The organism is Candidatus Phycosocius bacilliformis (assembly GCF_003112735.1).
GTDB classification, from domain to species: Bacteria; Pseudomonadota; Alphaproteobacteria; order Caulobacterales; family Aquidulcibacteraceae; genus Aquidulcibacter; species Aquidulcibacter bacilliformis.
In genome coordinates this window covers 1-13,836 of sequence record NZ_BFBR01000010.1, presented here as the reverse complement: position 1 = coordinate 13,836, position 13,836 = coordinate 1, and the positions used below count along the sequence as shown (strand labels likewise).

Sequence of the window (13,836 nt, the reverse complement as noted above, 5' to 3'; positions counted from 1 at the left end):
GCTGAAGTGTACTCGGGATTTGCGCGTCGACTTGAAGCAAAAAGTTAATTTTCGAAATGCCACTTTACTTCGACTATGTCGTCAATGTTTAGTTTATCGATAATCGCATATATATTTCGGGCAGAACCTTTTGTCCCTGTTGCGGTGCCGTGCAACGCATCTTGTTATTCCGCATGAGGCTGAGCCCCCGGAATTGCGGAAATCGGCAAGGCTGCTGCTGCGGCAATTTCTAGTCGCAGCTTTTGATTTCGCTGTTCACCAAGACACACTCGCTTCAATCGGTTAAATGGCGTTTCTAACGCGATCGCGAGCTTATTCAGTGTTGTCCCGCGTGCGATAAGTGCTGCACGGATTTGGTCGTAAGTGAGTGGTTTGTCAGACATTCCGGTACATCATTCGATGCTGAACAGTTATGATAAGATGAACTAAGGCGACACTAATCAATGATCCCGTCGTTAAAGGAAAAGTGGCCGTTTCGTTGTGTCCGATAAAAACCCAGACAAGACTGGTTACCATGATGGGCAAGATATGGGTCAGAGCGCTTTGGATTGGTGCTGTCCAATTGGATTCTCCGATGGAATAGGCAATCCGCCGACCTGGCTCTGGTTTATCAGCCGGAACCGGCCACATCAGCGTTATGAAGGCAACAGCCAATAAGTAGAGGCCGACTTCTTTGCCTTGATGATTGCGGAATATATCCTCGGCCATGAAAGCGAGTACCGCCATCGCAGACGAGCACGAATAAACAAGTAGCCACAGATTAGGCGGCAGCCGTTCAATGATGTCGACGTCATGGTCGTTCTGGTGGCTTAGGTCATTCATCCCTCATTTCCTTGTTGGATTTGCAAGGTCGAGCGTTGAGCTCGTTGGGCTTCCTGGGACAGCAAGACACTTCATGATGATCTGAGGCGGCCGACCGTCTTCGGCCCATCCAAATCGATGGCAACCCTTGGGCAATGTGATCCTTTGACGGCTATTTGCGGGCAGTTTCACTTCGCGTGTGGTGCTGCCAGGCACTTTTGTGATGTGAACTGTAATAGCTTGTCCTTTAAGCCCGATTATGCGTAGTTCAGCGTTGCCGGCCACCATAGTGTCTGGTGTCTCGGTCCTTAGACCCGGATCTGGTATATCCACGGATGGATTCATGGCTTCAAGCACATGCGGGGCGGTATCAGGCGGCTGGTGATCTGCTCGCATGATGTAGAGAAGGTCGGGCAGCCCAATGACCGCAAATAATGCCAATCCTGCTCCTGCAGCGATGCCAAGCCAGAGCCCAGGACGCGACGGCGCGTTTTGCTCTTTGAGCGCTCGGCGCATTTCTTGTTCCATGATTTTGTCGGGATCATGGATTGAATTGTTCCAGAAACTCATGTTGCCTTCGCAATCCGACGGGCTTGCCATCCGCTTGTCTGCACTTGATCTTCGGACATAACGTGGGGTGCCAGCTCATGGATAGCGCGACGAATATCCTTGGGGCCTGGTAGGGCGCGCGCCATCCAGCGGATTGTGGGGATGCCTGCAGAGGCGGTTAATGCGTCGCGTTCTGCGTCTTTTTCGATGTTGTGGCTTCGATCATCGAGCTCAACAATACAGACAATATCGAGCGCATTATCGGTGATAATGAAATCAATGCGCTTCGCGCAAATCCTATTAAAATCGGCCCGCCGCGTTTGCTTATCTCGAGATTGCGGCTCCATAATCGCGCCCATGCTGACTTGAGCAAAAACCTCGAACCCTTCGCCAAGGGCGGATTTCAGACGCCGATAGAGTTGTGCTTCTGGTTGGGTTAGGAAACGCGACTTGCTATAGGTTGGCCGCCCGAACCGGCGACCAATGCGGGCATTAGCGATCGCCATCGCGATAACGACGACAAAGATCAGGGCTATGACAAGGCTAAATTCCATGGTCTGATCCAGTCCTTTTGATGCGGTTAGATGGAAGAGACAGCGTCAGTGTAGGCGCCGCCCGGCATGACGAAGGATTTAACCGATCGAGCAAAGTTGGGCGCAAATGGGCTGCCAGCGATTTTGTCGATTAGGAGGAGAGTCCGATGTTGCGCTTCTGCGCCGGTCACCGGCTTTTGTTGCTCGACAGCCGCCTGGACCAAGGCTTCAAGGTTTGTTGCGTCAGCTTGGGCGGCAGGGGCCACCTTGTCGCCTAGATATTGATCGAACCCGCCAGCCGAGAAACTATTGGCCGTCTTGATCGAGTTGAGGGGAGGAGCCCCTAAATCGTCATCAGGATCGTCGTCATTTGTGAAATTGGCGGCGTTATAGAGGTTCTTTCGGCTGAAGGCTTCAGCCATCTCGATCTGCGATTGGGAAGGACGGCCGATATCACTTAGGCTCAATCGGCTCATGGTTTCGAGCATGTTGAGTGGACGTGCGTCCTCATAGAACAGCGATCTATTTTTCGCTGCAGCACGTGGAAAATGAAAAGCTGCAGAAGCCCACGGCGTATCTCGTGTGATGGTCAGGAACCGAATGGCACCCGAAGCGCCCAAAAAATGGGCCAAATAAAGTTCGTCCTGAGTTGGTTCGATCCCAAGCGCGGCCTTGATTGCTTCAGCATTGTCTCGTGTGAACAGGGCAACTGCAGCCGTTGAGATTGCAGGGTCATAGCGTAGAGCAAGGATCTGTCGGCGGAAGTCAGGATCGGCGATTGTCCACCCGCCGCCATCCGTAGCGATCCATTGGTCTGACGGCACCTGAATGCCGAGAGTATCTCCATGGGTTTTGATGGTCGCAAGCCAGGTGCTTGCCAAAAACTGGTAAAGTCCTGCCGCGCTCGTATTCGGAGCATGCGCAAACGGGCGCATATTGCTCTCCCGCATGGCTAAGCGTTGGGTATAGTCAGGGTGAAGGCCGAATGCCTCCGACGCCTCATTAATTGGGCCGGCATGCGCCACTGATGCGATCATGGCGATCGCAGCAACCGACGTTTGTAATGTTAAGAGTGAACGGGCCATGTGTCTTCTCCAGAAGAGAAGCCACTCCCGCAATGCCAGATCTGTATAGAAGAGCGTTGCTCTTCCGTCTAGCCCCCTCAAGTCAGTTTCTTTGACAAACGCGCAAAGGCCAAACTCTTTGCTGAATCGAGCCGTTCAACTCATTAAAAGCAAGTGTCGTGCGAACTTATAGATCATTAAAAGCAAGATGCCGCTTAAGGTTAACAGGGTCCATCGGAATAAAGAATGTAAGTTCTGGTTTCACCTCTGGGCGGACCTCAATGAAATTGCCAAATAGTCGTAGATACTATGCAGTAGGACCGCTAGAAACTTCGCACAGTCTACTTGTGATCTATGCGAACCAAGGTAACTTTTTATTGCGTCGGATGCACGGCGCGGTGCCGGGTTGCCGAACTGCTTCGCAGATGTGCCTCCGATTTCGCCATTAACAGCTTCCTGAGGCGATAGGGAAAGACCCGGCAAACCCCTAGATGCCGCAAGGAAGTTCCCATGTTTACCACAATTGAATCGTTTAAGCGCTTCGCAAAAGAGTTAAAGGATATTGCCGGCACACCCGAGCCTCTATCCTTATCTACTTGCCAGAATTTGACTGCCAAGACTTTTGGCTATCGCGATTGGCACGATCTCCACACACGGATCGAAAAAGGCGTGTTTCTAGGGAAAGCGGCCAACGGAAAGGTGCTTGGTTCGATCCTTTACGATCTTGGCAGCAATGTTGACGGCACTGAAATCGTTTCCGCCCTTATCCGGGAAAGAACTTTTCGAGGCGGGAAGGCGACTAAGCTTGCGAATGAATTTTCCGTTATTGAAACACAATATGTTGCCGAGGTGCGTCGGCTTGTAAAGTCGTGTCCAGTCGGGAAATTCGTTGTTGTCAGCGGTTCTGACGGCATGGGCAAGCGCAGTGCGGTTTCGGGTTCGCTCACTCGGCCGAATAGTTTGACTGGATTGCCTGCCAATAATTTGGTGTGCTGGTATGATAGCCCGAGCCCTTTGAACATCGAGGTTTTGCACACGTTTGCGGAGATGGTTTCAGGCAAATCACTGCCCTGGCCAATGACGGCAATTAAGGTAGAGCATGAACTTTTAACCGCCTTTGGTACCGTCCAACCGGCTGCGTTTGTTGTCAAAAGATATGCTTTGCGGGAAGCTTTGTCTTGCAAGGAACAAAGGTCCGAGTGGGAGCGGTTTGCCCGTATAATTGCTTCATCTAATTGCCCGTGGATTTTCATAGATGAAACCAGGGAATTTAGTGATGATGGGTCTAAGCTTCTTATCGCTATGGCTGAAGTCCCTGCTATTCAGTCCTTGTTTGCCGGCCAGATCTGTTCTGTTCCTGTCTCTCTTTCGGAGGATAGTCGTGCGCTCGTCAGGCATTTCGAGTTTAGGCATTTTGGAACAAGCTCTAACGTCTGGGATGACGATGCGCTTTTGGCTAAGTTTCTCAATGCTTGTTGGGATCTTTCCCCGATGTCGATGAACCTTGCTATAGAGCGGATGGCGAACACCAAAGTCACTCAAGAAGGCAAGGCTGGCTGGATAGAAAGGATTGAGGCGGAAGCCAAGAGGGTCGCGGTCAAGCGAGCATCCTTTGCCGAGGTGAAGCAGTATGATCCTCCCGAGTCTGTAGCATTTCCAAAATTTGAGCCGTTTCCGCTTAGAGCGCTCTTTGAGCCTCTTCACGTTAGACAATCGGGTAGACACGAGGGATCTAGGTTTTTTTTCTCGATTAATGGTCTACCCGTAAAGATGGTGATGGATGATCAAGAACGCGATGAGTGCTCTATTCAGTTTTGGGCAGACATTGAGTCTCCTACTGATGCAGGTGCGATTGTTCGAGATGGCATCGTTGCGTGGTCTGAAGAGGGTAGTCATTATTTGTGTCAATTCAGCTTTTCGAAATCGAAGCTGGGCTTGCCGCCAAGATTTTGCCATTCATCGTTTTTCGAGGTTATCGAAGGCATTTCAAAGCCAATTCTTGAATCACTGGTTCCCAGAGACACTGAGTTGTTGAACGGCAGCATGAGCGAGCTAATGGTCTGCTTACAGGCCATTCAAGCTGCCAGCGGTGCTCAATGTGTGCTTCTTGAAACTGCAACACCTACACTTCCGCCAGAGTTCATTATCGATCGTGGAATTGTTGGCGGTTTTTGGCCTGAGGACAGTCGACTTCTTTTAAGAAAACAGTTGGTTGAGGCATTCAACCCCGTTGGTTGGTCGTGGTCCGAAGATGGAATGGACATTGTTGCCGCAAACGTCATTATGACCGAGACGTTTGAAGGTCGTAAGCGAAAATCAACCGAAGAGGTTGAATTGATGGTGGCCGGGCTCCCAGATCGGCTCTCAACCTTGAAGAGTTTGATCGTGGACCTTGCTGTTATGCCGGTTACCACGCGCTTTTGACGTCGATCACAGGTTCGGCAGGTCGCGTTCTTGTTGAATTTGCCTGTCTTTGCCGAACGCGGGGGAATCCATTTCGATACCCTTTTCTGCAAAGCTGCGATCTTTCCCTTCTGCCTTTGACTTCTCGTTTGCAAGTTCGGGCGTGGCTGGATGCAGGCTCGCGCTTTCTCCAAACATTTGGCCAGGCTGGCTGGCGAGTTGTTGAGGAGAGGGCCCTTTGGATGGTGCTGCAGGGCCTGCAATAGCCGAGATGATTGTCTGCCGGCTATTATTGGTGGTTTGGGAGGTTTGGCCCGGTGATTTTGCTAGAGATAAGTTGTCGAGGCCCGTTTTATCGACAGGGTTTCTACCGCTTAATCCGTCAATCAATCTTCTCAGTGTAGAGCGACCAGTTCGGTCTATGGTAAGGCCTTTCACCGATTTTGACTGCATCGTCGCTAGTGATTGCGAAGCGCCAAGACTTCCAATGCCTGTGGCTGCCTCATGGCGGCGTGCTGTCGCGCGCTCAATTTGTTTGTCTGGCGCTTCGCCGATGACGTTGATCTTCGCAGGTGATGCCGTCTCACGTCCAAGCACGCGCGAGATCATGACATAAAGTTGCTTACTCTGCGCTGTCGTTGTCTTGAGATGTTCGGTTAGAGTCAGAAGAACTGTGTCAAAACTTGTCCCTTGAAGCCGATGCGACGTCGTCGCATAGCCATGGTCTAAATGAGCGAGCACAGGGTCATTCCTTGCAAGTGTAAGCATTGAGCTATCAGCCTTTAGAAAGCTGACTTTCTCTGGTGTCACATGTGTGAGGAGAGCCGTAGCACCACGCATGACGCCTTTCTTAGTGTCAGTTATCTCGAAGGTGACCATATCGCCGAGTTTGATATCGCGATGGCGTTCGGCAAAGAGGTTTGTATTCCCTGTGAAGGTGCTTGACGACGGCTTCGCGATAAACTCCTTCTTGCCATCGCTCAAAGTGAGTGTTTGCGTGGCCGTGTCGATAGATTGGACGGTCAAGCGATCATATTGATTATAATGTTTACCATCCAATTTTATCCCATTAGTCCCAGTGACCATGATTAGGTCTCCGGGCTTATAGGTCGAAGCGTTGGCTCGGTCGTGCTGATTGATACCTCTATCAAAGGCCATCTTTCGATCAAAGATTGTTGGCCCCAAATCGCCACGTTCGCTGCGTACATCGCGCAGAAGTTCATTGACCGATCGACGTGCTTCGTTTGTTGTCACCGGCACAGCGATTTTGAACAGCCCTCGATCACCCAACCTGTCGATTGCCTCAGCATAAAGTGCACGAACCAAATCCACAGTGTGCGGTGTTTCTTTGAGCCGTTTAGGCCCGAGTTGGCTGATAATCGCCTTTGAGTCACCAATTCTGGCCGCAGCAAAAAGCTTTCTGTCGACGTCGAGGGTCACACGTTGGACTGTTTTCAGAGAGGATGTGGAAACGATTTGCTGGGCAAGTCCAAATCCTCCTCCGTGGCTTGGGGATTCAATCTGTTGTTTGTCGCCGATTAGAATGAGGCGTGCGTCCACACTGTTAGCGAACTGCGCAAAACGAGCGAGTTGATCGGTTCCTGCTAGACTTGCTTCGTCAATCGCAATGATTTTGCCCTTAAACATCCGCTTCAGGCGCGGGCTTGGAGCCTGGCCCTGCATCGTCACCCCGCTTGTTCGCATGTCCAGCCAAGCATGTGTCACTGCTTTCAGGCCATCGCTGAGCGCTCCTTCTTTTAGCTTGTTGGACGGTGACGCAATCCAAAGCTTATCTTTTCCTAGAGCGGCATCGAGCACTTTGAGGGCGGTCGTTTTGCCGGTTCCGGCCTCACCGATTAAGATGATAGACCGATCCTTTGTGGTCAGAGCCTTTTCTACAAAGGCTCTTTGCTCCAGATTAAGGGTTAGTGGTTGGCCTGCGCGTGCAAGTTGCCCTTCTGCTTTGCTAATTCGTGCATCTACAATGTCGCTCGATACGAAAGGCTTTACGGCGGTCTTTCCAGCTTCCAAACCAGTTGCTAGGCCTCGCTCCATACCCAGAACGCGTGCTGTGGTGATTTGGTCTTTGCCGCTTTGGGTAGTGGAGAAGATGAGTCCCTTCTCCTTCAATACGTCCATTGCCTGCGTGATTTCTTTGAAAGTGACCTGCCCTTCTCCTCGTGTGAGGGCCATGGTTTCTACCGATAGTTTGGAATGTACGGGATTTTTAGCGTCATGGCGCTCAAGGGATTCTGCGACAACCCGGGCGGTCAACGCAGAGACGCCATTTTTGCGCTCGTCTTTCAGCGCTTGAAAATAGGGAGACTTGTCGAGCGCCTTATCAAAAGAGATCTTTGGTGTCTGACCCGATTTTTCCAGACCAGATTCTGGCAGGCTTTTCCCACTAGCCGCTAGCGCTGCCTGCCAGATTTTGTCGCGTGCTTGAACGGTAATCTTATCTTTCTTGGGCCTAGTACGGTCATTAGCTAGGTTGGTAGATCTGGAGCTTCGTGTCTCTCCGGTATCGGCGATGACGCGTTGCAAACCTTTTGAGAAATGTTGGATTAGATCCTTGTCTGTGCCTTTGATTTCAAATTTTCCATCAGCGTAATTGCGGTCGATTGAAAATCCTGCTGTCTCCAGCTTTTCCGCCAGTTGAGCTCTGAAATAGAGAGTATAGGCTTTTGTGTTAGCCAGAATATGGTCCATTGTTACCGAACGCCATTGGCCCGATTCCAGCCGGCTCATATTGAACACGTTCACATGCACATGGGCGTGGGGGTCAAGATCTCGGCTAATCATGTGGAGGAATGCCGCTGCGGTCAGATTGCCGGTTTGTTCAAATTTCATCCCTTCCTTTGAATGGATCCGCACGCCAGCGTGTCGCTCTTCCATGAGAGCTACGGTATCTCTGGTGGCACCAAAGATTGCTTCCTTCACCTTAGCTTTGTCGGTATCAGAACCCAGTGCCGCAATGAGAGAGACTGATTTTGGGGCTGAGAACACCATATCATGCCCGCGTCGATGGATCACTTCTCCGTCCTTGACCGTGCCAAGTTGCGTTCCATCCGGCAGTTTTCCTGAGAGCAATTCCTGTCGTTGTTGGATTTCCGGTGTACCCGAAAGGCCCAACAATTCCGCGCCGCGGCCCATCCATTCACGCTGGACATTTCCCTGTACTGTCTTGTGCGTGCCCGAACGGTCCTCGATTTCTCTTCCGGCCTCCAGATCGCGCTGATGGTTCGACCAGGGTCGATCATAATCGGGCCCAGAATGGGTGAGCTCAGGCGGGGCTACACCATAGAGCGATTGGTGTGTCTCTTTGTAGTTTTCAAGTGCCGCTTTGTAGCTTTCAATAACCTGCTCCGCAGACCGTTCGTTGCCTATGTCAGCGGCTCGCGAGGACTCTTTAGGTTCAGTTAGGTCGCCGCTTTCTTGTCCATAGGTCTTCTCTTTCTCATCCTCGCCATCAAGCCCTTCGAGGCCCTTCAAGTCAATGAGAGCTTCCTCATAAGCTTCGCGCGCTTCGCGCATCTCTCTGATTGGATCGTCGGCCTCGAGTGCGTCGTCGTTCAGGCTTTTTTCCTGATCGATTGCAGAAATCTCTAGATCGGTCTCGAGTTCCTGATCTTGCTGCGCACCCTCTGTCAGGCCGCCCGCCGACTTTTCGTCGCCAGAGCCACCCAGCGCGCTGCCGTCTAACCCCGCGCCGCCACTTCGCCCTGAATCCATTTCGTTTCCGCGTTCGGAAGTTTTGTCGCCGTCCTTCGTAAGGCCGTCGGATTCGTAATAGTCATCATTAAAGGGATAGTCGGAATCCGACGCAATGACGCGGAACGTAATCATCAGAAGCTCATTTCGCCATCATCGTCGTCGCGGGAGCGCCCTTTGTCGCGGACCTTTTTACGGTCCTTTGTGGGATCTCGGGTTTCTTCAAGTTCAGAAGATGTCTCTTTGCTGGCGGATAAGCCCGTTACTTTAATTTGCGTACCTGGGGGCACACCAAAGGGATTTGCATGGCGCGCGAAGGCTTCAGCTCGCTCGTCTTCAATCTCGCGCATTCGCTCGCGGTCAGTTTCGCCTTTTTCAAGACTGCGTTCACGCGACATTTGCGCGGTATTGTCATAGTCGCGGTCTCGGTCTTGTTCATAGCCGGGACCATCACCGCTGGTCGCGCTATTAGCTTGGTGGGCTGCGAGCCACTGGTCCCGATACTTATTGATCCTGATCTGGACTGCCATAGCGGCTGAGCTATTGGGGTTCTGGAAGGTTTCATATTCTTTCATGAGCCTTCTAAACTCAGGTTCTTCTTCAACTCGGCTTCGTGTTGGGGGAGGGGCGGTTGTTCTTGGACGTTCGCCCAACTTGGTTCCTTGGATGATCAAGGGAGCTGATCCAGTTGGTGTGGATGGGTCGCTGGAAGGAGGCGTGTCACCCCAGTCCGTGCGGTCAAAACGAACGATATGAGGATGTAGCAGCGGACGCGCAACGAAGTCCCATTTAGCGAGAGTAGCGGGGAAGTTGCCGGTCATTGTGATGTAGCCTTGGAGATTGTTAAGTCGGCCGATCTCGGTCGCTGTAACGACAGGGGTCTCATCCATACGTAGGCTGACAGAAACCCCGTCGCGGTGTGTTGAGGTCCCCATGGAGATCGTTTCGGTTGCATCTTCTGTTACTCGTTTGCCTATCCGGCTTGAGAAATATTCTTGTGTTCCAGGATCGCTTGTGGAGCAGACAACCGTGTTTCTGCAATTTGAGAGAATGGATTCTGCCGTCTTGTCTCCATAGATAGCTTGAAGCTGGGAGCGGTTATGGAAGCCAAGAACATATGCACCGCCATATCCTCGAGCTTGTGCTAAGCCGCTTTCTAGCGAGGGTAACATTTGAAGGGATTGGAGCTCGTCTATGATGAACCAGACGAGGCGCTTCTTAGAGCGGTCGCATTCTTGGAGAGACCACAGTGCGATATCGAGCCAAGTTGAAATGAGAGGTCGTGTTGCTTCCATTTTGGCGTTTTCGGTACTGATCCAGAGGATGCCTCGTTTGCTGTCATCCTTCATCCATTCTCGGATCGAAAAAGCCTTTTTTTCTGACGGCATATAGGAGAGGCTGACAAGCGCTTCCGCGATTGTAGCCTTCACTGCAGCGGCTTGTTTGGGGGCGTCTTTTGGGATGTGGAGATTGGCTGGAGAGTTGTCCAAGTAGCTTTGAAACTGCTCATCCTTGGTCGAAATAAATGTATCATAGAGATGCTTGCTGGTTGCTTCACGCATTTGACGTCCGGTTTCAGAGCCAACTTGGGTCATGACCGCGCGGGCAGCCATAATCCAATATGCGTCCTTATCACGGGGAGCGATTAGAGCCTTTGAGATTAGACTCCATTCGGCGCGGTCGTGTGCTTCTAGGTAGGGAGACCATGATGCGCTGCGTTGGTCGAATGGGTTAAGAATGACATCTTTTTCGGGATCATAAAAGTGTCCGACAAAGGTTTGCAGCGTATCTAGAACAATTGCTTTGCCCCCGCGGGAACGGATTTGAGAGATTAAATCGAGGATGAGTTGTGTCTTACCTGTGCCTGTGGAGCCGCAGATAATTGTATGCATTGTCTCGCTTGCATATGGGATTGGAATCCCGGCCAAACGGTAAAGTGGGAATTTTGTTAGGTTACGTGCAGTTGCGTCGATACGTGATTTTGCGATGATTAACTTTGTCAACTCTTCGGGTAAAACAAGTGATGTGCCTTTCAATGTTCGGGTTCGATCATTGTCTCTTCCGGTTTGATAGCCGAAGTAAGTGTAGACGATGGCTCCGAACAAAGTGAGGGAAAGACCGATAGCCGTCCACAGATCTAGGAGGGCACGATTGTACCGTATCTCCTTCGCCAACCATTCGGTTTGGGGCACAAGATAGATACTTACCGTATGCTTTTCGCCGCCCCTATCCATGACATCTACCGCGGCGTCGGCAGTTGCTTCTGGACTCATTGGGGTCAATACAATTGTTCCTAATCGCTTCCATTCAACAGCAAGAAGGTTCGCGCGTTCCCGCGCATCCATGCCGAACGCCATCGTGCCGGCCCACATGGTTACAGTCAGGACCGCACCAACAATGAAGATCGTGCGGAGCTGTTCGATGCCCATCATGAGGGTGGTTTTTTGAGCTTCTTGGCCCCGTATCATGCGCCCAAACATGTTGTTCCGGCGCTGGGTTTGGAACTCTCGTGCTCTCATTGGTCCGCTCCTGTGGTGACATTGAAGTTGTGAGCATTGATGCGCCCTTTGGCGTCAGACCTTGCTCGAGTGGATGCGGATATGGCGTCATGAGAGATCATCTCATATTCCTTATCGGCGGGAACTTTTTCGCCAGCTGGTAAGCGATCGTAGGTTAGAGACGAGGTTGAATAGACGGGTCTGAGTAGGGTCAGAACGGTCTCGAGCATGTTCAACATGGTGAGGAATTCAGCATCGACATCGGCTCGATGTTGAACAAATTGAGCGCGCGTTTCGGCAAGATGCTTTGGTGTTCGGGTTACTGTTTGGAGGACGTCTTCGATCCCATTGGCCAGTCGGCGCATGTTCCCTTCGATGACATTATCAAGTGTCGGCAGGCGATCGTTTTCTATTGCAGCAAGGCTTGCTTTGATCACGCCCAATTCGGTTGTGATCGCGAATAACTCGTCTTGAAGGCTCGCATGATGATTGCGCTGAAGATTATCGGTTATCAGGTGTTTTATGTAGGAAGTTGCGCTTGTAAATCCGTTTTGGATAGCAAGCTTTCTCAGGTCTTCCGCTTGGGCCTGCGGCAATCGGATAGTGAATTTATCAGGGACATTAAGATTACGGTATGTCATGGTAGCCTCGTGAGCATTGCTCACTCACATGACCGTGAAAACTTTTGAATGTCAAACTGGTTTTGGTCGATTTTAACGATTGCGATGCGGAATCGGCAATTTTTAGTGATGGCTGTGTGCCAGCAAAGTGCTGGCTGTGTGCCATCAGTTTGCTGGCTGTGTGCCAGCAAAGTGCTGGCTGTGTGCCATCAGTTTGCTGGCTGTGTGCCAGCAAAGTGCTGGCTGTGTGCCACTTCTTAAAATTTAGAATGGATTTCGTGCGAAAACCGTATTCTTTTCAGCTGCCTGCAAGGCCCTGCATGGAGTGCGTTACGTACGACCACGAAGCCCAAAGGGCGCAGGGATTAATATAGGGTGTGGATCCTCTGATAGTCTTTTTGCGAGCTTTTTCGTTTTGCCGCTTTATTGGATCACAGCCAGGGGTACTGGCTCCCTTTAGTCTAATGTTTTGACAAGGGAGCCCTAAGCGACCGAAGGCAGGGTGCAAAGACCTGGTCGGAAACGAAGTTGAGAGAGGTCGTGCTTTGTCGTGCTGTGGTCCGGACAAGGGAGCCCTAAGCGACCGAGGGCTGGGTACAAAGACCTAGTCGAAAGCGAAGCTGAGACAGGTCACGCTTTGCCGTATTGGCAGTTCGACAAGGGAGCCTTAAGCGACCGAAGTCAGGGTGTAAAAGCCGTCGTATTGGCAGTCCGACAAGGGAGCCTTAAGTGACCGAAGGCAGGGGACAATAGCCTAGTCGAAAGCGAAGCTGAGACAGGCCGCGCTTTGCCATGCTGTGGGCCTGACAAGGGAGCCCTAAGCGACCGAGGGCAGGGTGCAAAGACCTAGTCGAAAGCGAAGCTGAGACAGGCCGCGCGTTGCCATGCTGTGGGCCTGACAAGGGAGCCCTAAGTGACCGAGGGCAGGGTGCAAAGACCTAGTCGAAAGCGAAGCTGAGACAGGTCGCGCTTTGTCGTGCTGTGGTCCTGACAAGGGAGCCCACAGCGACCGAGGACAGGTCGCGATTTGTCGTGCTGTGGTCCTGACAAGGGAGCCCTAAGCGACCGAGGGCAGGGTGCAAAGACCTAGTCGAAAGCGAAGCTGAGACAGGCCGTGCTTTGCCATTCTGTGGGCCTGACGAGGGAGCCTTAAGCGACCCAGGGCAGGGTGCAAAGACCTAGTCGAAAGCGAAGCTAAGACAGGTCGCGCTTTGTCGTGGTGTGGTCCTGACAGGGGAGCCTCAAGCGACCGAAGGCAGGGTGCATAGACCTAGTCGAAAGCGAAGCTAAGACAGGTCGGAACGTTATAACCAAAACGCAGTGCATGGATTTTCTGATTGTCTCAAAAATCGTGCCCGCTCGGTTTATTTAGACTGCCAAATTTGTCCTACGATTATCCTCGGATGTTCTCGAACAGGTAGACAAAAAAAGGGCGCTGGAGTTAACCAGCGCCCTCTTGTCGATCTAGCGTGATGGTGTCAGGCAAGGCCCTCCATTTCCTCGTGGATGTCGCGCATGGAGACTTTGAATCCTTTGGCGCGGGCATTGGCGGCCAGCTTCTCCAAGGCTGGATTGCCTTGTGGATAGCCAACCACGGCGACTGGCAAAAGGCGCAGCATGTCATCATTGCGCTTGAAGATGGCAGCGGCGCGATTGG

Annotated in this window: 8 protein-coding genes; 1 reads left to right on the top strand and 7 read right to left on the bottom strand. The window is 51.7% G+C overall.

Features of this window, described 5'->3' with window-relative positions:
- Window positions 1-375: 375 nt before the first annotated feature.
- From PbB2_RS13790 to PbB2_RS13775, 4 genes are read right to left on the bottom strand one after another with little or no spacing between them, the layout of a single operon-like run.
- Window positions 376-822 carry a hypothetical protein gene (locus tag PbB2_RS13790; RefSeq protein ID WP_108985922.1) on the bottom strand — a complete coding sequence of 149 codons (447 nt, stop codon included), beginning with the start codon at window positions 820-822 and terminating at the stop codon, window positions 376-378.
- 3 nt (window positions 823-825) lie between these two features.
- Window positions 826-1,371, bottom strand: a complete 546-nt coding sequence (locus PbB2_RS13785; RefSeq protein ID WP_108985921.1) for a hypothetical protein — start codon at window positions 1,369-1,371, stop codon at window positions 826-828.
- Window positions 1,368-1,904, bottom strand: coding sequence for a DUF2726 domain-containing protein (locus tag PbB2_RS13780; RefSeq protein WP_108985920.1), 537 nt, complete (start codon window positions 1,902-1,904; stop codon window positions 1,368-1,370). The genes PbB2_RS13785 and PbB2_RS13780 overlap by 4 nt, the downstream gene beginning before the upstream one ends.
- A 26-nt stretch (window positions 1,905-1,930) precedes the next feature.
- A complete protein-coding gene (locus PbB2_RS13775) occupies window positions 1,931-3,001 on the bottom strand; it encodes a hypothetical protein (RefSeq protein WP_133245818.1) in 1,071 nt (356 codons plus the stop codon).
- A gap of 456 nt (window positions 3,002-3,457) precedes the next feature.
- On the opposite strand from PbB2_RS13775, the gene PbB2_RS13770 reads away from it, so the two are divergent.
- Window positions 3,458-5,371, top strand: a complete 1,914-nt coding sequence (locus tag PbB2_RS13770) for a hypothetical protein (RefSeq protein WP_108985918.1) — start codon at window positions 3,458-3,460, stop codon at window positions 5,369-5,371.
- A gap of 6 nt (window positions 5,372-5,377) precedes the next feature.
- Here PbB2_RS13770 and mobF read toward each other — a convergent pair whose 3' ends face one another.
- Genes mobF through PbB2_RS13755 form a run of 3 tightly spaced genes read right to left on the bottom strand, consistent with a single transcriptional unit; the run spans window position 5,378 to window position 12,200 of the window.
- Window positions 5,378-9,196 carry a MobF family relaxase gene (gene mobF, locus PbB2_RS13765; protein WP_108985917.1) on the bottom strand — a complete coding sequence of 1,273 codons (3,819 nt, stop codon included), beginning with the start codon at window positions 9,194-9,196 and terminating at the stop codon, window positions 5,378-5,380.
- The gene (locus PbB2_RS13760) at window positions 9,196-11,580 is read right to left on the bottom strand and encodes a type IV secretion system DNA-binding domain-containing protein (RefSeq protein ID WP_108985916.1); all 2,385 of its coding nucleotides are present in this window, start codon (window positions 11,578-11,580) and stop codon (window positions 9,196-9,198) included. The genes mobF and PbB2_RS13760 overlap by 1 nt, the downstream gene beginning before the upstream one ends.
- Window positions 11,577-12,200 carry a hypothetical protein gene (locus PbB2_RS13755; protein WP_133245817.1) on the bottom strand — a complete coding sequence of 208 codons (624 nt, stop codon included), beginning with the start codon at window positions 12,198-12,200 and terminating at the stop codon, window positions 11,577-11,579. Before PbB2_RS13755 ends, PbB2_RS13760 begins: the two co-directional genes overlap by 4 nt.
- Between the last annotated feature and the right edge of the window lie 1,636 nt (window positions 12,201-13,836).

Bases quoted from the DNA above. Each gene is read 5' to 3' on its own strand.
- PbB2_RS13790 (WP_108985922.1), bottom strand. From the start codon at position 822: ATGAATGACCTAAGCCACCAGAACGACCATGACGTCGACATCATTGAA.
- PbB2_RS13785 (WP_108985921.1), bottom strand. From the start codon at position 1,371: ATGAGTTTCTGGAACAATTCAATCCATGATCCCGACAAAATCATGGAA.
- PbB2_RS13780 (WP_108985920.1), bottom strand. From the start codon at position 1,904: ATGGAATTTAGCCTTGTCATAGCCCTGATCTTTGTCGTCGTTATCGCG.
- PbB2_RS13770 (WP_108985918.1), top strand. From the start codon at position 3,458: ATGTTTACCACAATTGAATCGTTTAAGCGCTTCGCAAAAGAGTTAAAG.
- mobF (WP_108985917.1), bottom strand. From the start codon at position 9,196: ATGATTACGTTCCGCGTCATTGCGTCGGATTCCGACTATCCCTTTAAT.
- PbB2_RS13760 (WP_108985916.1), bottom strand. From the start codon at position 11,580: ATGAGAGCACGAGAGTTCCAAACCCAGCGCCGGAACAACATGTTTGGG.
- PbB2_RS13755 (WP_133245817.1), bottom strand. From the start codon at position 12,200: ATGACATACCGTAATCTTAATGTCCCTGATAAATTCACTATCCGATTG.